Source organism: Xanthomonas sp. WHRI 6108, from assembly GCF_040202385.2.
Classification (GTDB): Bacteria; Pseudomonadota; Gammaproteobacteria; order Xanthomonadales; family Xanthomonadaceae; genus Xanthomonas; species Xanthomonas arboricola.
Window position 1 is genome coordinate 437,771 of sequence record NZ_CP168198.1, and the last position, 22,554, is coordinate 460,324.

Annotated in this window: 23 protein-coding genes and 1 other RNA gene; 13 read left to right on the forward strand and 11 right to left on the reverse strand. The window is 68.2% G+C overall.

What is annotated here, in order from left to right:
- The first annotated feature begins 30 nt into the window (after positions 1-30).
- The 6 genes from pcaH (at position 31) to ABQ039_RS01905 (ending at position 5,645) form a co-directional block, all read left to right on the forward strand.
- Positions 31-759, forward strand: coding sequence for a protocatechuate 3,4-dioxygenase subunit beta (gene pcaH / locus ABQ039_RS01880; RefSeq protein WP_024938790.1), 729 nt, complete (start codon positions 31-33; stop codon positions 757-759).
- 4 nt (positions 760-763) lie between these two features.
- Positions 764-1,327, forward strand: coding sequence for a protocatechuate 3,4-dioxygenase subunit alpha (pcaG, locus tag ABQ039_RS01885; RefSeq protein ID WP_349778557.1), 564 nt, complete (start codon positions 764-766; stop codon positions 1,325-1,327).
- Positions 1,328-1,615: 288 nt separating this feature from the next.
- Complete coding sequence (locus ABQ039_RS01890; RefSeq protein ID WP_349778562.1) at positions 1,616-2,998, forward strand: 3-carboxy-cis,cis-muconate cycloisomerase; 1,383 nt, start codon at positions 1,616-1,618, stop codon at positions 2,996-2,998.
- Between the two features lie 10 nt (positions 2,999-3,008).
- On the forward strand, positions 3,009-3,797 hold the full coding sequence (gene pcaD / locus ABQ039_RS01895; protein ID WP_184609948.1) for a 3-oxoadipate enol-lactonase: 789 nt from the start codon (positions 3,009-3,011) through the stop codon (positions 3,795-3,797).
- A gap of 249 nt (positions 3,798-4,046) precedes the next feature.
- The gene (gene pcaC, locus ABQ039_RS01900) at positions 4,047-4,451 is read left to right on the forward strand and encodes a 4-carboxymuconolactone decarboxylase (RefSeq protein WP_104553193.1); all 405 of its coding nucleotides are present in this window, start codon (positions 4,047-4,049) and stop codon (positions 4,449-4,451) included.
- A gap of 267 nt (positions 4,452-4,718) precedes the next feature.
- Positions 4,719-5,645: an alpha/beta hydrolase gene (locus ABQ039_RS01905; protein WP_184610441.1), complete on the forward strand. Its 927-nt coding sequence runs from the start codon at positions 4,719-4,721 to the stop codon at positions 5,643-5,645.
- Positions 5,646-5,661: 16 nt separating this feature from the next.
- On the opposite strand, the gene ABQ039_RS01910 is transcribed toward ABQ039_RS01905, so the two are convergent.
- Positions 5,662-6,519 (reverse strand): IclR family transcriptional regulator C-terminal domain-containing protein, encoded by an 858-nt coding sequence (locus ABQ039_RS01910; RefSeq protein ID WP_184609950.1) that lies wholly within the window; start codon positions 6,517-6,519, stop codon positions 5,662-5,664.
- 147 nt (positions 6,520-6,666) lie between these two features.
- On the opposite strand from ABQ039_RS01910, the gene ABQ039_RS01915 reads away from it, so the two are divergent.
- The gene (locus ABQ039_RS01915; RefSeq protein WP_039517307.1) at positions 6,667-7,527 is read left to right on the forward strand and encodes a PA4780 family RIO1-like protein kinase; all 861 of its coding nucleotides are present in this window, start codon (positions 6,667-6,669) and stop codon (positions 7,525-7,527) included.
- Positions 7,528-7,557: 30 nt separating this feature from the next.
- Here the strand turns inward: ABQ039_RS01915 and ABQ039_RS01920 are convergent, their stop codons facing one another.
- On the reverse strand, positions 7,558-7,896 hold the full coding sequence (locus tag ABQ039_RS01920; protein ID WP_184609951.1) for a hypothetical protein: 339 nt from the start codon (positions 7,894-7,896) through the stop codon (positions 7,558-7,560).
- Between ABQ039_RS01920 and ABQ039_RS01925 the strand changes: the two genes are divergently transcribed.
- On the forward strand, positions 7,852-8,820 hold the full coding sequence (locus ABQ039_RS01925; protein WP_024938782.1) for an alpha/beta hydrolase: 969 nt from the start codon (positions 7,852-7,854) through the stop codon (positions 8,818-8,820). The genes ABQ039_RS01920 and ABQ039_RS01925 overlap by 45 nt on opposite strands.
- 131 nt (positions 8,821-8,951) lie before the next feature.
- Here ABQ039_RS01925 and ABQ039_RS01930 read toward each other — a convergent pair whose 3' ends face one another.
- The 3 genes from ABQ039_RS01930 to ABQ039_RS01940 all read right to left on the reverse strand — a co-directional run bounded on the left by ABQ039_RS01930 (position 8,952) and on the right by ABQ039_RS01940 (position 12,827).
- Positions 8,952-9,662: a DUF2490 domain-containing protein gene (locus ABQ039_RS01930; RefSeq protein ID WP_374057839.1), complete on the reverse strand. Its 711-nt coding sequence runs from the start codon at positions 9,660-9,662 to the stop codon at positions 8,952-8,954.
- Between the two features lie 219 nt (positions 9,663-9,881).
- Entirely contained in the window at positions 9,882-11,786 is a 1,905-nt protein-coding gene (mnmG, locus tag ABQ039_RS01935; RefSeq protein WP_184609953.1) for a tRNA uridine-5-carboxymethylaminomethyl(34) synthesis enzyme MnmG, read from the reverse strand.
- Positions 11,787-12,368: 582 nt separating this feature from the next.
- Positions 12,369-12,827, reverse strand: coding sequence for a hypothetical protein (locus ABQ039_RS01940; protein ID WP_024938779.1), 459 nt, complete (start codon positions 12,825-12,827; stop codon positions 12,369-12,371).
- 157 nt (positions 12,828-12,984) lie between these two features.
- Here ABQ039_RS01940 and ABQ039_RS01945 point away from each other — a divergent pair, with 157 nt between their 5' ends.
- The 3 genes from ABQ039_RS01945 (at position 12,985) to ABQ039_RS01955 (ending at position 15,046) form a co-directional block, all read left to right on the forward strand.
- The gene (locus tag ABQ039_RS01945; RefSeq protein WP_126965386.1) at positions 12,985-13,944 is read left to right on the forward strand and encodes a pyridoxal-phosphate dependent enzyme; all 960 of its coding nucleotides are present in this window, start codon (positions 12,985-12,987) and stop codon (positions 13,942-13,944) included.
- A complete protein-coding gene (locus ABQ039_RS01950; RefSeq protein ID WP_026064498.1) occupies positions 13,929-14,546 on the forward strand; it encodes a YdcF family protein in 618 nt (205 codons plus the stop codon). The genes ABQ039_RS01945 and ABQ039_RS01950 overlap by 16 nt, the downstream gene beginning before the upstream one ends.
- Positions 14,547-14,626: 80 nt before the next feature.
- Complete coding sequence (locus ABQ039_RS01955; RefSeq protein WP_104593800.1) at positions 14,627-15,046, forward strand: nuclear transport factor 2 family protein; 420 nt, start codon at positions 14,627-14,629, stop codon at positions 15,044-15,046.
- A gap of 191 nt (positions 15,047-15,237) precedes the next feature.
- Here the strand turns inward: ABQ039_RS01955 and lpxO are convergent, their stop codons facing one another.
- Positions 15,238-16,143 carry a lipid A hydroxylase LpxO gene (gene lpxO / locus ABQ039_RS01960; protein ID WP_016903250.1) on the reverse strand — a complete coding sequence of 302 codons (906 nt, stop codon included), beginning with the start codon at positions 16,141-16,143 and terminating at the stop codon, positions 15,238-15,240.
- A 101-nt stretch (positions 16,144-16,244) separates the two neighbouring features.
- Between lpxO and ABQ039_RS01965 the strand changes: the two genes are divergently transcribed.
- Positions 16,245-16,320: non-coding RNA, sX9 sRNA (locus ABQ039_RS01965), on the forward strand.
- A gap of 169 nt (positions 16,321-16,489) precedes the next feature.
- Here the strand turns inward: ABQ039_RS01965 and bioC are convergent.
- The 5 genes from bioC to bioB form a co-directional block, all read right to left on the reverse strand.
- A complete protein-coding gene (bioC, locus tag ABQ039_RS01970) occupies positions 16,490-17,374 on the reverse strand; it encodes a malonyl-ACP O-methyltransferase BioC (protein WP_226426964.1) in 885 nt (294 codons plus the stop codon).
- Between the two features lie 191 nt (positions 17,375-17,565).
- Positions 17,566-18,348 (reverse strand): SDR family oxidoreductase, encoded by a 783-nt coding sequence (locus tag ABQ039_RS01975; protein ID WP_054591171.1) that lies wholly within the window; start codon positions 18,346-18,348, stop codon positions 17,566-17,568.
- Between the two features lie 43 nt (positions 18,349-18,391).
- Entirely contained in the window at positions 18,392-19,153 is a 762-nt protein-coding gene (gene bioH / locus ABQ039_RS01980; RefSeq protein ID WP_054591138.1) for a pimeloyl-ACP methyl ester esterase BioH, read from the reverse strand.
- A 236-nt stretch (positions 19,154-19,389) separates the two neighbouring features.
- The gene (gene bioF / locus ABQ039_RS01985) at positions 19,390-20,595 is read right to left on the reverse strand and encodes an 8-amino-7-oxononanoate synthase (protein WP_016903255.1); all 1,206 of its coding nucleotides are present in this window, start codon (positions 20,593-20,595) and stop codon (positions 19,390-19,392) included.
- A 97-nt stretch (positions 20,596-20,692) separates the two neighbouring features.
- A complete protein-coding gene (gene bioB, locus ABQ039_RS01990; RefSeq protein WP_184609954.1) occupies positions 20,693-21,727 on the reverse strand; it encodes a biotin synthase BioB in 1,035 nt (344 codons plus the stop codon).
- A 49-nt stretch (positions 21,728-21,776) separates the two neighbouring features.
- Between bioB and ABQ039_RS01995 the strand changes: the two genes are divergently transcribed.
- Positions 21,777-22,502 carry a ComF family protein gene (locus ABQ039_RS01995; protein WP_349778558.1) on the forward strand — a complete coding sequence of 242 codons (726 nt, stop codon included), beginning with the start codon at positions 21,777-21,779 and terminating at the stop codon, positions 22,500-22,502.
- Positions 22,503-22,554 lie beyond the last annotated feature (52 nt).

A 22,554-nucleotide genomic window follows, 5' to 3' on the forward strand; every position in this document is an offset into this window, starting at 1 on the left:
CTGCCGTAGCGCAACCGATGGAGATCCCGCATGCGCGACCCCAGCTCTGACACGTCGATCGATCCGCTGCTCGGCTATCGCCGGCCGCGGATCGGCACGCAGCCGGCCTACCTGCATCTGCCCTACGCATCCACCGCATTGCGCGGCCCCACGCGTGCGCCCATCGATATCCCGGCCACGCTGTCGGAAGTCACCGGCCCGCAATTGAATCGGCTCACCCTGGGTGAGCATGCCGCCGACCTCACCGCCGGCTTTGCGGGCGAGCCATTGGGCGAGCGCATCATCGTGTCCGGCCGCGTGCTCGACGAAAACGGCAAGCCGGTGCGCAACAGCGTGGTCGAGGTGTGGCAATGCAATGCCGCCGGCCGCTATCAACATGCCGGCGACCGGCATGACGCACCGCTGGATCCCAACTTCCGCGGCACCGGCCAGGTGCTCACCGACGACCATGGCCGCTACGCGTTCAAGACCATCAAGCCGGGCGCGTATCCGTGGCGCAATCACTACAACGCCTGGCGGCCGGCGCATATCCATTTTTCGCTGCATGGCGATGGCATCGGGCAGCGGCTGATCACCCAGATGTACTTCCCCGGCGACCCGTTGCTGGCGCACGACCCGATCTACAACTGCGTGGACGATGCGCAGGCGCGCGAACGCATGGTGTCCAGCTTCGACTGGGAAAACGCGGTGAGTGAATACGCGCTGGCCTACCGTTTCGACATCGTGTTGCGCGGCCGCAAGCAAACGGTCTGGGAGTGAATCGATGAGCCTGCACACCACCCCGTCGCAAACCGTTGGCCCGTATTACCGGCTCGGGCTGGAGCCGCTGTATCGCGCGCAACTCGCGCCTGCGCAGGCCGTGGGTACACACGTGCAGGTCAGTGGTTGCGTGTTCGATGGAGCCGGCGTCCCGGTGGCCGACGCAGTGCTGGAGCTGTGGCAGGCCGATGCGGCCGGCATCTATGCGCATGCCGCCGATACGCGCTGCCAGGCGCACGATCCCGGCTTCGATGGCTGGGGCCGCGTGCCGACCGACGCGCAGGGGCGTTTTTCCTTCAGCACCGTCAAGCCGGGCCAGGTCGCCGGGCCGGACGGCAAGCTGCAGGCAGCGCATCTGAGCGTGCTGGTCTTCATGCGCGGGCTGTTGCGCGGCGTGTCGACGCGGCTGTACTTCGCCGACGATCCGCAGCTGGGCAGCGACCCCATCCTGGCCCTAGTGCCGGCCGAGCGCCGCAGCACGCTGCTGGCGCACTCGCGCTGTGGCAGCGATTACGTGTGGGACATCCATATGCAGGGCGATGCGGAAACGGTGTTCTTCAACTATTGATCGCGCGGTCGGTGCGCGGGATGCCATGCATGGTTGTCTCCGTGCGAGCAGCACGCCTGCACCTGCGTGCAGGTGCGGTGCAGCTGTCGCCGCGCGCCGGGCAGGCAGGTGCCAGCGCGCGCTGCCCTCGGTGATCCATCGTGATCGCGTGGTAACCGCGCGCAATGCCGTGATCCCGCCGCGACACGCCTTGTCCAAACGTGCAGCACGCATGACCCGCACCGATCACCACGCGTGCACACCACCCGGCACCGCGCACGCCAGTTGGCACTCTTGCGCATCGGTGCCATGCTGCCGGCACGCCATCAGAGGCCATGCATGACTGCGACGTCTTCCCTGTTGGGATCCCTGTTTGGCGAGCCGGCCTGCGACGCGCTGTTCGACGACGCGGCGCGGGTGCAGGCAATGCTGCACTTCGAATCCGCGCTCGCTCGCGCGCAGGCGCAATGCGGCGTGATTCCCGCCGAGGCCGCGCAAGCCATTGCGGCCGCATGCGACGTGCAGCATTACGATCTGGCCGCGCTGGCGCAGGCCACCGCACTTGCCGGCAACCCCGCCATTCCATTGGTCAAGGCGCTGACCGCGCGCGTGGCCGCCCACGATGCGCAGGCCGCGCGCTGGGTGCACTGGGGCGCCACCAGCCAGGACGTCATCGACACCGGCACGGTACTGCAGCTGCGCGCCGCGCTCGACCTGCTGCTGCCGCGCCTGCAGGGCCTGTGCGCCGAGCTGGCTGCGCTGGCCGCGCGCGAACGCAATACCGGCCTGCCTGGTCGCACCTTGTTGCAGCAGGCGGTGCCGGTCACGTTCGGGCTCAAGGTCGCCGCCTGGCTGGATGCGCTGCAGCGCGCGCACCAGCGCCTGCAGGCCCTGCAGCACGATGGCCTGGTGCTGCAGTTCGGGGGCGCGGCCGGCACGTTGGCGTCGTTGCAGGAGCGCGGTCTGGATGTCGCCCAGGCGCTGGCAACCACGCTGGCGCTGCCGTTGCCCGCGATGCCGTGGCATACCGCACGCGATCGCCTCGTCGAGGTCGGCTGTGCGTTCGGCCTGCTGGCCGGCACGCTGGGCAAGATCGGCGGCGATGTGGTGCTGCTGATGCAGTCGGAAGTCGGCGAAGCGTTCGAGCCGGCCGCAGCCGGCAAGGGCGGCTCCTCGGCGATGCCGCACAAGCGCAATCCGGTCTCCAGCGTCGTCGCGGTTGCTGCTGCCACCCGCGTGCCCGGCCTGGTGGCGACCTTGTTCAGCGCGATGGCGCAGCCGCATGAGCGCGCCGCCGGGCAATGGCATGCCGAATGGGAGACCTTGCCGCAGATCGTGTGCCTGACTGCCGGCAGCCTGGCGCAGATGCAAGGCTGCCTGACCGACCTGCAACTGGACCGCGAGGCCATGCGCGCGCACCTGCACAGCCATGGCGGCGCGTTGTACGCCGAGGCAGCGGTGTTTGCGTTGGCACCACGGCTCGGCAAGCCACAGGCGCATGCGCTGGTCGAACAGGCGGTGGCACGCGCCCAGGCGCAGCAGCGCCATCTGCGCGAGGTGCTCGGCGACGACGTGCAGGTGAGCGCGGTACTCACGCAGGCGCAACTGCAGGCGGTGTTCGATGTGGACAGCTGGCGCGGCATGTCCTCGGTCTGGATCGATCGCGTGCTGGCCGCTTCTTCATCCCGCTGACGGTGCTCCGATGGCTTATCTCCAGTTGCCCACGCATCGCCTGCACTACCGCCTCGACGGCACCGAGGGCCGCCCCTGGCTGACCTTCTGCAATTCGCTGGGCACCGACCTGCACATGTGGGACGTGCAGATCGCCGCGTTTGCGCCGCATTACCGCATCCTGCGCTACGACCGCCGCGGCCATGGCGATTCGGACACGCCGCCCGGCCCGTATCGCGTTGCCGACCTGGGCCAGGACGTGCTGGCGCTGTGGGATGCGTTGCAGATCGCGCAGAGCGACTTCTGCGGCCTGTCGATCGGCGGACTCACCGGGCAATGGCTGGGCCTGCATGCGCCGCAGCGCCTGCGACGGCTGGTGGTGTGCGCCACCGCGCAGAAGATCGGCAGCAGCGAGAGCTGGAACGCGCGCATCGAGCAGGTGCGCAGCGAAGGCCTGCCGGGGCTGGTCGATGCCACCTTGCAACGCTGGTTCACCCCGCCGTTTGCGATCAGCCATGCGCAGCGCCTGGACATGATCGTGGCCGCCTTCGTGTCGACATCGCCGCAGGGCTATATCGCCTGCTGCCAGGCGGTGGCCGACGCCGACTTCCGCGGCGCGCTGGACACGCTGGAGCTACCACTGCTCGCACTGGCCGGCGACGACGACCCGGTCTGTCCGCCGGCTAATCTGCGCGAGATCGCCTATGCCGCCCCGCACGGCCACTACGCACAGGTGCCCGGCCGGCATATCTGCAACCTGGAGTCGCCGGCTGCGTTCAACCACAGCGTGCTGGGCTTTCTGCAGGCCGACCACGTATGACCCTCCTCCCGGCCAGGCAACTGCCGGACGCATGCAGCCGTCATCCCGATTCGGCACACACGACGCCCGGCATCCCCGCTCATGCGTTGCATCTGCGCCCAGCTGACCACGGCCAGCTGCCTGTCGCCGGCGACATCAATCGCAACCAATGCCCCTGATATCCCAGCGCTTGCCCTGCGATCGCCGCCAGCACTCCGATTCCCAATTCCCAATTCCCCATTCCCCATTCCCACGCAGGAGAGATTTCCGATGCACGAAGACGAGCGTTACCAGGCGGGCTTGCGCGAGCGCCGACGCGTCCTGGGCGATGCGCATGTCGAGCGCTCGCTGGCTGCACGCACCGAGTTCACCGACGAGTTCCAGGCGCTGATCACCCGCTACGCCTGGGGCACCATCTGGACCCGCGATGGCCTGCCCGCGCACACCCGCTCGCTGCTGACCCTGGCGATGATGGTGGCGCTGGGCCACGACGAGGAGTTCAAGCTGCACGTGCGCGCCGCGCGCAACAACGGCGTCACGCCCGAGCAGATCAAGGAAGTCCTGCTGCAGGCCGCGGTCTATTGCGGCGTGCCTGCCGCCAACCATGCCTTCGCGCTGGCCAAGCCCATCCTCGAGGAGCAGGCCGACGAAGAACAGCCGGCGCGCGAAGGCTGACGGCCACGGCGACGTGTGAGTGCAGCAGCCACGCTGCGTTGGCGCGGCATGCGGCGCAAATGCCACCGGTTCGGTTGGCTATGCCCCCTGGCCTGCACTCAGGGCACGCCGGGCAGGGTGGCGATCCAACGCGCGCACTGCGTTGCACCCTGGCCGTTCCGTAGGCACATCGCCGCTGATGACATCACCCATCGACGACGAGATGATGCACGTACCGCAACGGACCACCGCTTCCGTTCGCACAGGACATTCCCCATGAGGTTGCCGATGCTGCTGCGTACCATGTGTTTGCTTTTGCTGCTGCTCACCGCATCCGGGCTGCAGGCACAACCGCATCCCGGGCCCGGAACCGAGCTGGCGCAGGTGCGCGCCGACGATGGCCAGACGCTGGCGGTGTGGTCGCGCGTCCCCGCGCAGCCGCGCGGCACGATCCTGCTGGTGCATGGGCGCACCTGGAGTGCGTTGCCCAATTTCGATCTGCAGGTTGCCGATGAGCCACGCGATGCGCGCTCGGTGCTGGCGGCATTGGCGCAGGCCGGCTACGCCGCCTACGCGGTCGATCTGCGCGGCTATGGCGGCAGTGCGCGCGATCGCAGCGGCTGGAACACGCCCGCGCGCGCCGTGGCCGATGTCGATGCGGTGCTGAGCTGGGTTGCCCACCAGCACCCGCAGCTGCCGCCGCCGGCGCTGCTCGGTTATTCCAATGGTGCGCGGGTGGCGCTGCTGATCGCCCAGCAACATCCGCAGGCAGTGTCGGCGCTGGTGCTGTACGGCTTCCCGGACGATGTCGACGCAGCGCCCGACACCACCCCGGCGCCGGCACAGCCATTGCGTGCGCGCACCACGGCCGCGGCGGCCGGCGAGGATTTCATCACCGCCAACGCCGCACCGCCCGGCGTGCGTGCGGCCTATGTGGCGCAGGCGGTATCGGCCGACCCGGTGCGCACCGACTGGCGCGCGATGGAGCAGTTCGCCTTCCAGCCCGAGCAGGTGACCACGTTGCCGGTGTTGCTGCTGCGTGGCGTCGACGATCCCATCGCGACCCAGGCGGACAACGCGCACCTGTACGCACGCCTGCGCAGCGAAGACCGCAGCTGGGTCACGCTGCCGCACGCCGATCACGTGGCGCATGTCGAGGACACCCATGCCGCCTGGGTGGATGCGGTGGTGAGCTTCCTGCGCCGGCCGCGCTGAGCGCGCCCGCCACTCACTAACTCAACAATGCACCCAGCCGCTGCGCCGCCTGCTTCAACGGCTCCAGCAGCGTCTGCATCGTCTGCACGCTCACGCGCCCGGCCTGGGCGCCGATGTTGAGCGCGGCGATCACCTCGCCGCGCAGGTTGCGCACCGGCACCGCGATCGAGCGCAGGCCGATCTCCAGTTCCTGGTCGGTCAGGCACATGCCTTCGCGGCGCGTGCGTGCCAGCACTTCCAGCAGCGCAGAAGCTTGGGTCACGGTGCGGTCGGTGCGCGGGCGCAGCGTGGTGCGCTCCAGGTACGCCTGCAGAGTGTCGCCGGGCAGGGCGGCCAGCAGGACGCGGCCCATCGAGGTGCAGTAGGCCGGCAGGCGTGTGCCCGGGCGCAGCCCGATCGACATGATGCGCACCGTCTCGGCGCGCGCCACGTACAGCAGGTCGTCGCCGTCCAGCACGCCCAGCGAGCAGGATTCGTGCAACTGGTCGCGCAGCCCGTCCAGCACCGGCTGCGCCGCTGCGGTCATCGACGAAGACGCTGCATACGCACCGCCGATCCCCAGCACGCGCGGCAGCAGCACGTAGCCGCGGCCCTGCTCGCCGACATAGCCCAGCCTGGCCAGGGTATGCAGCACCCGCCGCACCGCCGCACGCGAGATGCCGGTTTCCAGGCTGATCTGCGACATCGTCACCTCGCGCGCGTGCTGGGCGAACACGCTCAGCACCACCAGCCCGCGGCCCAGCGAGGTCATGAAGTCCGGGTCGCCCTGAGCGGCGGCGATCTGCTGCATCAACTCATGCGGCAGGCCGCGTTCGCTCCCGGCGGTGGCCACGGTGGTGGTGGGTTTGCGGCGGCTGGAGGCGGGCTCGGGCATCGGATCGCAGCTTGGACGGGTCCGTGCATGGTAAGCGCTCACGCCGATACATGCCCCCGGTCGCAGCTTGCGCCTGGACATGTAAGCGCTTCACCCTGGTTGCCGCATAATCGTTGCTGGTTTGTTTCGGATCGGTCTCCTTAGTCCATGAAAACCCCCAAGGGCCTGCAACCGCTGATCGACGACGGCATCATCGACGAAGTGTTGCGACCACTGAAGAGCGGCAAGGAAGCATCCGTCTATGTGGTCAGTACGGGCGCCGACATCCTGTGCGCCAAGGTCTACAAGGACATGGCGCAACGCAGTTTCCAGGCGCGCGTGCAGTATCAGGAAGGCCGCAAGGTGCGTGGCAGCCGCCAGGCGCGCGCGATGGGCAAGGCCACCAAGTTCGGCCGGCGCGAAGCCGAGACCGCATGGAAGAACACCGAAGCCGAGGTGCTCTATCAACTGATGGACGCCAGCGTGCACGTGCCTAAGCCGCGCGGCTATTTCCACGGCGTGCTGCTGATGGACCTGGTCACCGACGAGGCCGGCCACAGCGCACCGCGGCTGGGCGAAGTGGACCTGGAGCCGGAGCAGGCGCGCAGCTTCCACGCCAGCCTGATCGGCGATGTGGTCAAGATGCTGTCGCTGGGCCTGGTGCACGGCGACCTGTCCGAATACAACGTGCTGGTCTCGCCCGAGGGCCCGGTGCTGATCGATTTCCCGCAGGTGGTCAGTGCTGCCGGCAACAACGCCGCACGCGACATGCTGCTGCGCGATGTGCACAACCTGCGCGATTGCCTCGGCCGCTTCGCCCCGGAGTTGCTGGACACCCATTACGGCGAAGAGATGTGGGCGCTGTTCGAAAAGGGCGAGCTGCGCCCGGACAGCGTGCTGACCGGCCGCTTCAAGTTCGACACCCGCCGCGCCGACGTGCGTGCTATCCGCGCCTCGATCGAGGACGCACGCCAGGAAAACCTCATCCGTCAGCAGGGCCGCGAGGCCGCTGCCGAGGACGACGACTAGGCCGCTGTTGCGTTCGCGCGCGATGCGGCGTCACAGCAGCGACACAGTTGGCGCGCATGCCGGCATGCATCGCTCACGACTGTCATGCAGGTGCGTGCCGATGCAGGCGCGCAGCCACGATGCAGTGCAGCAAAAAACCAACAGATGCTGATGATGCGACTGTTCGCCAGGCATCGCCATGGCAGGCGCATGCATCGGCAGCACGGGGTTTTTGCGGTACTGCCGCGCATCTCCGGCACCGCCATTGAAATAATTGATGGCGTTGAATGGTGATTGATCATAAGTATCTGGCAGGCTCAGCCATCGTCTCCTGGAGAGTCCGCCATGTCGTTTGATCCCGATGTCGTGCGCCTGTTTGCCCAGCTTCAACACGCCGCTCAACCACCGATGGAAACCCTGCCGATCGAGGGCGCGCGCGCAATGATGCGTGCACTCGGCACGCAGCTGGGCTTTTCGCGTGTGGAGATGGCCGAGGTGCGCGACCTGCAGGCCGGCACCGCTGCCGGCCCGGTGCGTCTGCGTCTGTATCGCCCGTCCGGGCTGGCTGCCGGTCCGGCCCCGACCTGCCTGTTCGTGCACGGCGGCGGCGGTGTGGTGGGCGACCTCGACTCCCACGACGACGTCTGCCGGCAACTGGCGGCGCGCGCCGGCTGCCAGCTGCTGGCGGTCGACTATCGCCTGGCGCCGGAACATCCCGCACCGGCCGGCGTGGAGGACGTGATTGCGACCCTGCATTGGCTGGTTGCCCAGCCCGATGCGGTCGGTGCCGACGTGCAGCGCCTGGCCGTGGCCGGCGACAGCATCGGCGGGGCCATGGCCGCAGTCGCGGCGCTGGCCGCGCGCGATGCCGGGATCGCATTGCGCTGCCAGGTGCTGGTGTATCCGCTCACCGATGCGCGCGAGGACAACGGCCAATACCCGTCGCGATCGCATAACGCCGGCCTGCCGCCGCTGACCACAGAGGCGGTGCGCTTCTTCAATCGTCATCTGTTGCCCGACCCGGCCATTGCACAGGACTGGCGCGTCTCGCCGATGCTGGTGCCGGAGGTGGCCGGCGTTGCGCCCGCACTGGTCATCGTGGGCGAGCGCGACATGCTCTACGACGAAGGTCGCAGCTATGCCGAACGCCTGCGCGCCGCCGGTGTGGAAGTCACCCTGCACAGCTTTCCCGGCATGATCCACGGCTTCATCAATATGGGCGGCGTCCTGCGCGCCGCCGGCGAAACGCTGGAGATGGCAGCGCTGCTGCTGCGCCAGCGCTTGCTGCCCGCCGTCGAGCGCAGGGCCGCATAAGGGCGTGCGGCAGGCGTGCCATGCGCGCGCTGCCGCAGCGCGGCAGCCATGTCCGCATGTGGATCACCGCGCGAGGGAAAGACGACGATGCAGGCTTGCAGGTACGCAAGTCTTGCGGGCCGCCAGCAGGCTCAGAAGTTGAAGCGGAACGTGGTCATCAGCACGTGGTTTTCGCGGTCCACGGTGCTGGTGTTGACGAACTGATTCAGATAGCCGACGTCGACATTGGCAACGTCGTTGAACTTCCAGTTGATGCCGACGAAGACGCGGTTCTGGTCCAGACCGCGTCGGGTACCCCACTCGGTGTGGTCGAGATTGACGAACAGTTCGTTGAAGGCCACCCACGACAGTTGCGCAGACAATGCGCTGGGCCGGACCGCCCTGATCATCTGGCGCACCCGATACCCTTCGTCACTGAAACCTTCGCGGTGACGCTGCTCCAGGCGGGTGCGACTGGTGATGGTGATATTGGCAATCGGATCGAACTGATATTGAAACTGCCCCCACCAGCGATTTTCGCGGTTGGAGGACTGCCCGGCCGGGTGGCTGATGATGGTGTCATAGCCCATCCAGACACTGGCCTTGGGAGTGAACCGGTAAAACACCGCAGGGCGCAGGATCAACTGGTCGAACTGTGCGCCCTCTTCGCGCCAGCGTGGATGCACGTCCATGCTCCAGTACAGGTTTTCGACCGGCAGCTTGCCCTGGGCATACACGCTCAGCCAGTAACGCCCGTCTTCCTCGGTCTGCGCGGCCGCTTGCGAGGTGCCGCCCAGCATCAGCAGCAGGGCGGGGCAGGCGATCCGGTAGCTGGCCGTCAGCAGCGCGCGCAGTCTGTTCATCGTCATGAAGTCGTCGGTGGTGCCGGAGCATACCAACTCGTTCGCGACCTCCATCGCGCTTTTCGGCACCGCCGCTGCGATACCGGCGTGTTGCTTCGCTTGCGGCGACATGCCGTCGCGCCATGACATCCGCTGACAAACATTCACGCGTGTGCCGCGTGTAAACGCATGCGTCCGAACAGGCAGCCGCCATGCAGCTGCCCACGCACCGGCGAGCGCTTAAGCCACCTGGCTGCGGCGCGCCCGCTCCAGATGCACCAGCAGCAACGAGATCGCCGCCGGCGTCATGCCGGCAATGCGTTGCGCCTGGCCGATGCTTTGCGGGCGCACGCGCTCGAGTTTCTGCTGCACCTCGATCGACAGCCCGCGCACGCCGGCATAATCGAATCCATCCGGAATCGGCGTGGTTTCGTGGCGCTGCTGGCGTGCGATGTCGTCGCGCTGGCGGTCCAGGTAACCGGCGTATTTGACGCTGATCTCCACCTGCTCGGCCACCTGCGCATCGTCCACGCCTGGCCCCAGCGTCGGCACGCGCATCAGCGCGGCGTAATTGAGTTCGGGGCGCTTGATCAGGTCCAGCACGTTGGTTTCGCGGCTCACCGCCACGCCTAGGGTCTGGGCCACTTCGCGGCCCAGTGCATTACCCGGGGTCGCCCACAGCACCGACAGGCGCGCGCTTTCGCGCTGCACCGCCTCCTGCTTGGCGGAGAAGCGCGCCCAGCGCGCATCGTCGACCAGGCCCATCGCGCGGCCGACGCCGGTGAGGCGCGCATCGGCGTTGTCCTCGCGCAGCTGCAGGCGGTATTCGGCGCGGCTGGTGAACATGCGATACGGCTCGGTGGTGCCGTGGGTGATCAGATCGTCCACCAGCACGCCCAGGTAGGCCTCGTCGCGGCGCGGCGACCACGCCGGCAAGCCCTGCACATGGCGCGCGGCATTGAGCCCGGCCAGCAGGCCCTGTGCGGCGGCCTCCTCGTACCCGGTGGTGCCATTGATCTGCCCGGCGAAGAACAGCCCGCCCACCGCCTTGGTTTCCAGCGAGGCCTTGAGCCCGCGCGGGTCGAAGAAGTCGTATTCGATCGCATAGCCGGGGCGGGTGATATGCGCCTGTGCAAACCCCTGGATCGAGCGCACCAATGCCAGCTGCACGTCGAACGGCAACGAGGTGGAGATGCCGTTGGGATAGATCTCGGCCACTTCCAGGCCTTCGGGCTCGACGAAGATCTGGTGGCTGCTCTTCTCGGCAAAGCGCACCACCTTGTCTTCGATCGACGGGCAGTAACGCGGGCCGATGCCTTCGATCTGCCCGGAATACAGCGGCGAGCGATGCAGCGCACTGCGGATGATGTCGTGGGTCTGCTCGGTGGTCTGGGTGATCCAGCAGCTGACCTGGCGCGGGTGATCGCCGAGCTGGCCCATGAACGACATCACCGGCAGCGGGTCGTCGCCCGGCTGTTCCTGCATGACGCTGTAGTCGAGCGTGCGCCCGTCGATGCGCGGCGGGGTGCCGGTCTTGAGCCGGTCGATCGCGAACGGCCGCTCGCGCAGACGCGCGGCCAGCGTGGTGGCCGGCGGGTCGCCCATGCGTCCGGCCGCGTACTGGGTCTCGCCGACGTGGATCTTGCCGGCCAGGAAGGTGCCGGCGGTCAGCACCACCGAAGGCGCTTCGAAGCGCAGCCCGGTCTGGGTGATCACGCCGCGCACGCTGTCGGCTTCGGCGGCGCCGTTGTGGATGATCAGATCGTCCACCGCCGCCTGGAACACGGTCAGGTTTGGCTGCGCCTCGACGATGCGGCGGATGGCGTTGCGGTAGAGGTTGCGGTCGGCCTGGCAGCGGGTAGCGCGCACCGCCGGCCCCTTGGAGGCATTGAGCGTGCGCCACTGGATGCCGGCCTGATCCGCCGCGCGTGCCATCGCCCCGCCCAGCGCGTCGATCTCCTTGACCAGATGGCCCTTGCCGATCCCGCCGATGGCCGGGTTGCAGCTCATCGCGCCCACCGTCTCGATGTTGTGGGTCAGCAGCAAGGTGCGCGCACCGGCGCGCGCGGAGGCCAGCGCCGCCTCGGTGCCGGCATGGCCGCCGCCGATCACGATGACGTCGTAGCGATAGAAGGAGTCGGACATGGGCGTGGACCAGGAGCAGAAGGAGGTTGGCGGCCGCGAAAGTATCGGCTGAAGGGCGAGTAAGGTCACTCGACGGATAAAAATGTGATGTAGATCACATTATCGAACACTGGCTCTCAAGTTGGCATGTTCCGTGCGGATATCCCTAGTGCACCCGTCGTGGCATTGCGACATGGGCGCAAGGCTGGAATTGGAACAGGGGCCAGCCACGCGTGCGATGGGGTAGCGTAAGGGTCGGTAGTCGGGGGACTGCCGACCCTTATTTTTTTTCCGCGCTCCACCGCCCGCCGCAGCCCTGGCTGCTCGAACGGGGTGCCCAGGCGCGCCAGAGCGGACCGCACGACAAAAACATAAAGCCCCGGCATGCCGGGGCTTTATGCGTTGGAGGCGCCGATATCCGACAGGGCCGGAACAGGGGGGATCCAGATTTCCCTGTCGGACATCGACATAAGTCGGTCAGTGCGCCCGGCCGGGTCAAAACATGACGTGGCGGGTCACACAGAGCGCCTAGCTTGCGACCAAGTGCCGGCTGAACGCAAGCCCCCAACATCGCCATTTGTGGGCCACGTCGCAGTCAGCAACTCAGGGAATCTGCTCACGTGTGTTGCGCGGCGCGGTCTGCCGTTGAATCTCGCGGATCACCCGCGGCGGCGCACCGATACGAGGTGGCCGCGACGGCGGAGCGCCAGTCGCCGGTGGGCGATTGGGCTGTTGCGGGCGCGGGCCGTTGGGACGGGGCCCATTGTTGAACGAGCCGTGCGGACGTGGCGGCCGGTACTGCGGGCGGCGATCGTTCTGGCGGTAGTAATAGCCACCGCGGTAGACCGGATACGCCGGGTAGTCGTACAGCCCGATCGAACCGGCGCCGTAAGGGTAACCGTAGGGATTGCCGTAGAAATATGGCGAGTACCCCGGCGGGTAGCGGTACTGCACCGCAGGCGCGCCGCGGTAATAGCCGCCCGACCCCGCACCGGTGTAGTCGTAGGTTGCGCAGCCGCCCAGGGCCAATAGCCCGGCGGCGAAGATCAGACGGAATTTCATGGATGGTGCCCTCCTGCAACCATGGTGTCACTTTCGAACCGATGCATTGAATCGGTCCTTAACTGTGCCGCAATGTGGTGCTTCTGCATCGATCCAGCATGCGCGGGTGCCGCGCGTGCAGCCGTGAAGGCGGGGACGATACGTTAATCTTGCAGGCATGATCGAGACGGTCCCGCTTGCCCATTCCGACGTCCTGCAAGCTGCTGCGCGCATCGCGCCGCAGTGCGTGCCGACACCGCTGCTGACCTCGCACAGTCTGGATGCCCTCTGCGGTGCGCAGCTGTTCTTCAAGGCCGAACACCTGCAGCGCAGCGGCGCGTTCAAGTTCCGTGGTGCCTGCAACGCGGTGTGGTCGTTGCCGGAGGAGCTGGCCGCGCGCGGGGTGGTCACCCATTCGTCCGGCAATCACGGCGCCGCACTCGCGCTCGCCGCGCGCACGCGCGGGATCGGCTGCCACGTGGTGGTGCCCGAAGGCGCGGTGGCCGCCAAGTTGGCCAATATCTCCCGTCACGGCGCCACGCTGTGGCGTTGCGCGCCCACCATCGCGGCGCGCGAGCAGATGTGTGCCGACGTCCAGGCCGGCAGCGGCGCGACGCTGGTGCATCCGTATACCGACCCGGCGGTGATCGCCGGGCAGGGCACCGCCGCGCTGGAGCTGCTGCTGCAGAGCGGCGGGCTGGATGTGCTGGTGGCACCGGTCGGCGGCGGTGGGCTGGCCGCCGGCAGTGCGCTGGCGCTGCAATCGGCGCCGGGCTGTGCGCTGGTGCTGGCCGAGCCGAGCGGGGCGGCCGATACCGCGCGCTCGCTGGCGGCCGGCGAGCGCCTGGTCGACTTCGTGCCCGACACGCTCTGCGACGGCCTGCGCGGCACCCTGGGTGCGCCCAATTTCGCAGTGTTGCAGGCCGCCGGCGCGCAGGTGATCACCGTGGACGATGCGGCGGTGGTGCAGGCGATGCGGCTGATCTGGCAGGTGCTCAAACAGGTGGTGGAGCCGTCCTCGGCGATTGCGCTGGCAGCGGTGCTGGGCGACCCGGCGCGCTTTGCCGGGCGGCGGGTCGGGCTGATCCTGTCCGGCGGCAATGTCGATCTGGATGCGCTGCCGTGGGCCGCGGCGTGAGCAGGCGGTCGCGTGGGATCGGTCTGTGGGGCTGGTGCTGGCGCCTGTGCATGCTGACGCTGATCTGGCTGGTGGGCGTGGCCGGCTGGATCGTCTGGGTCGGCGATCGCGACCAGGCCGCGCCGGCCGACGTGATCATCGTGCTGGGCGCGGCTGCCTACGACGCGCGCCCTTCGCCAGTGTTCGAAGAGCGCATCCGGCATGCGCTGGACCTGTACGCGCAGGGCTACGCGCCGCGGCTGCTGTTCACCGGCGGCTTCGGCAATGGCGCGCGCTTTGCCGAATCGCAGGTGGCGCGGCGCTACGCGCTACGCCACGGCGTACCGCCGGAGGCGATCGTGATCGAGACGGTCTCGCGCACCACCCGGCAGAATCTGCAGCAGGCACGCGCGCTGATGGACCGGCACGGCATGCACCGGGCGATCATCGTCAGCGACCCGTTGCACATGGCGCGCGCGCTGCGGCTGAGCGATGAGCTGGGGGTGGACGCGCTGGCCTCTTCCACGCCCAGCACGCGCTTTCGCAGCTTCCACACCAGCTGGCGCTTCCTGCTGCAGGAGGTCTATTACTTCCATCGCGATCTGGTGGTGCAGGGCGCCTGACGCCGGGTATGCCGCAGGGCAGGCGTGTTGAAGCGCAAAACGCGCTCTATGATGCGGCTTTCCCAGCGGCAGGTTCGAGCATGAGCGAGCGCAATCGGCAACACGCCACCGGCCTGGTCCAGGCCTATTACGCGGCATTCAACCGCGGCGATTGGGACGCCATGCTGGCGTTCCTGGCCGAGGACGTCGCGCACGACCTCAACCAGGGCCCGCGCGAGATCGGCCGGGCGGAATTTGCCGCCTTCCTGCAGCGCATGAACGACAGTTACCGCGAGCAGCTGCGCGACATCGTGATCACCGCCAACGACGATGGCACCCGGGTCGGTGCCGAGTACGTGGTGCACGGGGTTTACCACACCACCGACGAAGGCCTGCCGGAAGCCAATGGGCAGACCTATGTGCTGCCGGGCGGTGCGTTCTTCGATGTGCGCGACGGCAAGATCACCCGCGTCACCAACTACTACAACCTGCAGGAATGGATCGCGCAGGTGTCGCGCTGAGCGCATCGACCGGCACTGCGTAGGAGCGCACCCGGGCGCGATGAAGCTTTACTGGCAATGCCTGGTCGCGCCCAAGTGCGCTCCTACGTGATTGGTCCGGTATTGCGGCCTATGTAGGAGCGCGCTTGCGCGCGATGAGGCGTTACCGGCAATGCCGGTCGCGCCCGGGTGCGCTCCTACGTGGGTGGGGGTTACAGCAACACGATCCCGACCACCACCAGGATGAAGATGCCCCACTTGAGCGTCTGGTACAGCGGGTTGTTGCGTTCCTTCAACGCCTTGGCCTTCAGGCGCGCGGCATAGAAATAGCGGAACACGCGGTTGATGCCGCCGGTCTTGTCGCCTTCCTGATTGGGCGAGGCACCGGCCGAGAGCAGGCTGCGACCGACGAAGCGGTTCACCGCCGCGGCCCAGCGCCAGCGCATCGGGCGCTCGATGTCGCAGAACAGGATGATGCGGTCCTGGTCGGTGTCGTTGCGCGCGTAGTGGATGTAGGTCTCGTCGAACATCGTCCACTCGCCATCGCGCCAGCTATGGCGCTGCCCGTCGACATCGATGAAGCAGCGGTCGTCGTTGGGCGTGGCCAGCCCCAGGTGCAGGCGCATGGACCCGGCGAACGGGTCACGGTGCGGGCGCAGTTCGCTGCCCGGCGGCAACTCGGCGAACATCGCGGCCTTGACCGTGGGGATGGACTTCAGCAACGCCGTGGTCTGCGGGCACAGTTCGGACGCCGACGGGTGGGCGGTGCCGTACCACTTCAGATAGAAGCGCTTCCAGCCACGGCGGAAGAACGAGTTGAAGCCGATGTCGGTGTAGCCGTCGGCGGCGCGGATCTTCTGCATCTGCTGCAGCGCCACCGCTTCATCGCGGATCAGCGGCCAGTTGGCGCGCAGCGGCGCAAGCTCCGGAAATTCCTTGCCGGGATCGATGAACGGCGTGGTCGGCACGCGCGAACACAGATACATCAGCGTGTTGATCGGCGCCATGAAGGTGGAATGGTCCAGCAGCTGCCGGCTGAGCCGGTGCCGCACACGACCGCGGTAATGGATGTACAGCGCCGATGCGATGAACAGCGCGATGATGAGCCACTTCAACATTGGGAAGGCCGATTGGGGGACGGGGGCCGCAAACCTAAGAGCGGCTATCAAAACGTCAGTGCAGCAGCCGGGCGGGGGCGCTGCCGGTACTCGGAACCGGCATGTACCACGCGTACATGCAGATTCCTGCGCGCCGTCTGCAGCCACCTGACGGCTGCGTGCTGCGTTTTGCTAGCCACGCCGGTTCAGGCGTCGAAAAGGCAAGCCGCAACAGGAACATGCGGCCATTGACTGCTGAATTCTACCGGGTGTGGCGACCGAGCCTGACAGGTCCGCTTTGGTGCCGTCGCAAAACTGTGTGTCTCGCCGGCAACGGCTGCGTTGCTGCCGGCGATCTGCACCACCGCTAGTCGATGCGGCGGCGGATCGGGATCGAGGCCACCGGGACGCTGGCGACATCGTGTCCCTGCTCGCGGACGGGCGCGCCCGGCGCCGGTGCCCAGGCGTGGGCATAGATCACTTCCCAGGAGCTGGGCAGGGTGCCGTCCGGCCGCCGCAAGGGCTCGTAGGCGGCGCTGGCGGCGGCAAAGCGGCCGCGTCCGGTCAGGGTGGCGCGGCGATTGCTGAGTGCGTTGGTGGCGCCCATTGCGCGTAGCTCGCGCATCAGCGCGGGCAGGTCGCTGTAGGTCAGCGTGAACAGGTCGCGGTCCAGCACCGGGTCGCGGAAGCCGGACATCAGCAAGGCATCGCCGAACTGGGCGATCGGCGGAAAGCGGCTGACATGCGGTGCCGGGTCGGCCTGGGCGAAGGCCTCGCGCAACTCGATCAGCGTCTCCGGGCCGAAGGTGGAGCACAGCAACAAGCCGCCCGGCCGCAGCGCGCGGCGGAAACCGGCAAATACCGCGGGCAGGTCTTCCACCCACTGCAGGCACAGGTTGCTGAAGATCACGTCCACGCTGCCGTCGGCCACCGGCAAGGCGCGTGCATCGGCGCAGACCTGCGCGAACGGCTTCCACCAGCCCGCCGCCTTGCGCGCCTGGCGCAGCATCGGCATGGCCTGGTCCAGCGCGATCACCTGCGCCTTGGGCCAGCGCTTCTTGATCGCGCCGCTGGCATGGCCGGGGCCGGCGCCGACATCCAGCACCACCTTGGGCACCTGGTCGCCCAGGTAATCGAGCGATTCGAGCAGGCGCGCTTCGGCTTCGCGCTGTAGCGCGGCGGCGGCGGCATAGCTGCTGGCGGCACGCGCGAAGGCGCGCCGGACGTGGCGGGGGTCGAAAGTACTGTTCATGAGCGGCGCTATTGTCGCCTGTGGCCGGGGCGGAGGGAATCAATGGGTGGCCTGGCATCGGCCTGGCGAGTCTGCAGACGTTCGGTCTGCCGGTGGCTGCGCGGCGAGCGGCAAGGGTTCAACGGGGCTTGGCCAAACACCCACCGGATGTCCGCGGCGGTCGCCACGACTCGCCGCGTGGCCGAGGCGCTCTAGAACGTGCCGGGATAGCTGCCGCCGTCGATCAGCAGGTTCTGCCCGGTGATGTAGCCGGCCTGCGCGCTGCACAGGAACGCGCAGGCCGCGCCGAATTCGTCCGGCTCGCCGAAGCGTGCGGCCGGAATGCCCGCACGCTTGCGTTCGGCGACGTCTTCGGCGCTGCCGCCTTGCTGTTGCGCGATCGCCGCGAAGTTGCCGCGCAGGCGGTCGGTGGCGAACTGGCCGGGCAGCAGATTGTTGATGGTGACGTTGTCGGCCACCGTGCTGCGCGCCAGCCCGGCGACGAAGCCGGTGAGGCCCGCGCGCGCGCCATTGGACAGGCCCAGGATGTCGATCGGCGCCTTCACCGCACTGGAGGTGATGTTGACGATGCGACCGAAGCGCCGCGCGCGCATCGCATCGACGCTGGCGCGGATCAGTTCGATCGGCGCCAGCATGTTGGCGTCCAGTGCGCGCAGCCAGTCGTCGCGTTCCCACTGGCGAAAATCGCCGGGCGGCGGGCCACCGGCATTGTTGATGAGGATATCCAGCTGCGGGCAGGCGGCGAGCGCATCGCTGCGTCCCTGCGGGGTGGCGATATCGGCCACCACGCTACGCACTTCGCCGGCGCCCGGCAGTGCGCGCAATGCCTGGGCGGACTGCTCCAGGGCATCGCGGCCGCGCGCGACGATCACCACGTTGACGCCTTCGCTGGCCAGCGCGTGTGCGCAGCCCAGCCCCAGGCCCTTGCTGGCGGCGCATACCAGTGCCCAGCGCCCGGCGATTCCCAGATCCATGCGTGTGTCCTCGATCAGCGATGCCGCATGATCGACGATCCGCTCATGGCACGGACGCAACGAAGCGTTGCAGCGCCTCGGCGACCTGATCGGCATGGCCAAGAAACGGTGCGTGCCCGCCACCGGCAATGGTCAGGGCCTGCGCGTGCGGCGTCAGCGCGGCGGCGGCGTGCATGCCGGCTGCCGGCACCAGCCTGTCGCGTTGGCCCGCGATCCACAGGCTGGGGCGCGCGAGTTGCGGCAGCGCGCGGCGCAGGTCGCTGCGTTCCAGCAGCTGCAGGCCTTGCTGCAGTGCTTCGGCGGCCGGTTCGCCACGCGCCACCAGCGTCTCGCGCAGGCTGCGCAACTCGCTGCGGGCATGCGCCGAGCCCAGCGTATCCAGCGCCAGAAACCGCTCCAGCGTGCCGCGGTAGTCGCGCGCCAGGTCCTGGCCGAATTGCACGAACACCTCGCGCTCGACGGCGTCGGACCAATCGTGGCCACGCACGAAACGCGGCGTGGCCGCGATCATCGCCAGCCCGCGCACCTTGGGCTGGGTGGCTGCGGCATGCAGCGCGAACAGCCCGCCCAACGACCAGCCGACCCACACCGCCGGCGGCGTGGCGGCGGCAATGCCGGCGACCACGTCCGGCAGCGCCAGCGGCGTGCTGTCGCCACGGCTGAAACCGTGCCCGGGCAGGTCCACCAGATGCAGTTGATGCTGCGCGGCCAGGCGTTCCACCAATGGCGCGAACACGCCGCCGTGCAACGCCCAACCGTGCAGAAGAACAAGCGCAGGCCCGTGGCCGATGACATCGATATGCATGCGGGGATTGTCGCTGATGGCGCTGACCGGCGCATGGGTCGGCGTGTGCGGCGCAAGGTGTCTTGCGTCAGCCTGCGCTGCGCGTGGAGCCGATCTGCGCGGCACGCCAAGCCGGTTGCGGACACGCAGGACCGCACCGACAGTAGCGATCTGCTCACATCAACGACGCGGACACTGCCACGTCGAGCACAGGCCGCCGTCGCGCGGCTATTGCGCAATCGTCTGGATCGTCGCCCTCAGGCAGACGCACGCAGCGGTTGCCGGCTGACCACATCGCGCGCCTGCACGATGGCCTCGATCAAGGCCTGCACCTGCTGCGGCGTATGCAGCGCGGACAGGGTCACACGCAGACGCGCCTTGCCTTCGGGCACGGTGGGCGGGCGGATCGCGCCGACCAGGAAGCCGGCCTGTTCCAGCGCGGCGGACATCGCCATCACCGTGGCTTCTTCGCCGCAGAGCAGGGGCTGGATCGGCGTATCCGAGGCCATCAGCTCGAAGCCATGCCGGCGTGCGCCATCGCGGAAACTGCCGATCGACTCGACCAGCTTGGCGCGCCGCCAATCGTCGCGACGCGCCAGCCGCACGGCTGCCAACGTCGCAGCGACCTGCGCCGGTGGCAACGCGGTGGTGTAGATATAGGGGCGCGCGGTTTCGGCCAGATGACGCACCAGCGCTGCATCGCCGACCACCACCGCGCCATAGCCGCCGAGCGCCTTGCCCAGGGTCACCAGCTGCAGCGGCACTTCGGCCACGCCCAGTCCGGCATCAGCAACGCAACCGCGCCCCTGCGGGCCGAGCACGCCCACGCCATGTGCGTCGTCGACGTAGAACAGCGCCTGCTGCATGCGCGCCACCAGGCTCAACGCACGCAGCGGCGCGACATCGCCATCCATGCTGAAGACGCCATCGCTGGCCAGCATCGCCGCGCCCTCGGGCGAGCCCTTGAGCTGACGCATCGCGCCTTCCACATCCAGGTGCGGATAACGGCGCAACCGGCAGCCGGCCAGGCGTGTGGCATCGAGCAGGCTGGCGTGGTTGAGCCGGTCCTGCACGCAGACATCGTCGTCCTCGCTGAGCAAGGCCTGCTGCACCGCCAGGTTGGCGATGAAGCCGCTGCCGAACAGCAGCGCCGACGGATAGCCGAGCCACTCGGCGATCTCGCGCTCCAGCGTTTCGTGCGCGGTGTGGTGGCCGCAGATCAGATGCGAGGCGGTGGCGCCGGCACCATCGCGCGCGGCGGCGTCCTGCAACGCGGCGACCACTTCGAACTGCTGCGACAGGCCCAGATAGTCGTTGGAGCAGAAACCGGTCAGCCAGCGGCCATCGACTTCCAGCCGCACGCCATCGCGACGGCCCACCAGCCGCCGCACCCGCACCCGTTCCTGGGCCACACGCAAGGTGCGCAGCGACGAAATCCGTTCGTGCAGATCGGGGCGGGCCATGGGGGCGTTCAACGGCAGAAGGGGGCGTTAGCGTAGCCTGCCGCGCCCGGCACGCCCAGCCGGCACCGACGACCGGTGCCGGACGTTCGATTCGCGGTTAGGCGGCGTGCTCGCAGGTCGTGCTGCGGGTGATCTCCGCATGCACGGTGCCGGGGTGGTCGTGGTCGGCGGCGTCGACGGTGATCTGCATCGGGCGCAGGCCCAGGCGCTGGAACAGAGCCTGGTCGCGTTCGGTGTCCGGGTTGCCGGTGGTCAGCAGTTTTTCGCCGTAGAAGATCGAGTTGGCACCGGCCAGGAAGCACAGCGCCTGCAGTTCGTCGCTCATCGCCTCGCGGCCGGCGGACAGGCGCACCATCGAACGCGGCATCGTGATGCGGGCGACCGCGATCATTCGCACGAACTCGAACGGGTCCAGTTGCTGGGTGCCGTGCAGCGGGGTGCCGGCGACCTGGACCAGCTGGTTGATCGGGACCGAATCCGGATGCGCCGGCAGCGTGGCCAGCGCCAGCAGTAGGCCGATGCGGTGCTCGCGGGTTTCGCCCATGCCGACGATACCGCCGCAGCAGGTCTTCAAGCCGACATCGCGCACGTGCTCCAGCGTGTTCAGGCGGTCCTGATACTGGCGGGTATGAATGATCGAGTCGTAGTAATCCGGCGCGGTGTCCAGATTGTGGTTGTAGTAGTCCAGCCCGGCGTCCTTGAGCGCGCGTGCCTGGCCGGCGTCGAGCATGCCGAGCGTGGCGCAGGTTTCCAGGCCCATCGCCTTGACCTCGCGGATCATCGCCGCGACCTTGGGGATGTCGCGCTCTTTGGGCGAGCGCCAGGCCGCGCCCATGCAGAAGCGCGAGGCGCCGGCGGCCTTGGCCTGGCGTGCCTTGGCGACGACCTCTTCGGTCTCCATCAGCTTCTGCGCGGTCACGCCGGTGTCGTAGCGCTGCGCCTGCGGGCAGTACGCGCAGTCTTCCGGGCAGCCGCCGGTCTTGACCGACAGCAATGTGGATACCTGCACCTGCGCCGGATCGAAATGGGCGCGATGCACGCTGGCAGCGCGGTGCAGCAGCTCCGGAAACGGCAGGTCGAACAGCGCCTGCAGCTCGTTGCGATCCCAGTCATGGCGTACGACAACAGACATCGGGGTTTCCTGACAGTCAGCGGCTTGGAAGCCAGGCAGTCTGGTGAGCATGGAAGAGGCTGTCAACTTCGAAGAGGTCAACTCGGTTTACAGGTGGCCGCGCCGGGTGTTGCGGCTGCTGCTGCCGAGCCGGTGCCTGGTGTGCGCAGAACCCGGCAGCGCCGACTGCGATCTGTGCCCGTCGTGTCGCGCCGCATTGCCGGATCACGGGCACGCCTGCCTGTGTTGCGCAACGCAGCTATACGCCTGCGGTGGCGCGCTGCTGTGCGGGCAATGCCTGCAGCACCCGCCACCGCTGCAACGCGTGCATGCGTGTTTCACCTATCGCTGGCCGGTGGATGGGCTGCTGCGGCGTTTCAAGTTCCATCAGGACCTGGCCGCCGGACGCTTGCTCAGCGAGTTGATGGTCTGGCGTTGCGCAGGCCTGCCGCGTCCGCAGGCGCTGGTGCCGGTGAGTCTGCACCGGCAGCGCTTGCGCCAGCGTGGTTACGATCAGGCGCTGGAGCTGGCCAGACCGCTCGGCCGCGCGCTGCGGCTGCCCTGCCTGCCATTGCTGCGCCGGGTCCGCGCGACCGCGCCGCAATCGGAGCTGGATGCGGCCGAGCGTCAGCGCAATCTGCGCCAGGCTTTTACCGCGCGTGGTGCCTTGCCCGCGCATGTGGCCCTGGTGGATGACGTGATGACCACCGGTGCGACGCTGCATGCGGCGGCGCAGGCCTTGCAGCGGGCCGGTGTGCAGCGGGTGGATGCGTGGGTATGCGCGCGGGTGCCGTGAGGCTTGGTGGGCTGGGGGTTGCGAGCTGCAGCATGGGGGCTTCGTCCGTACC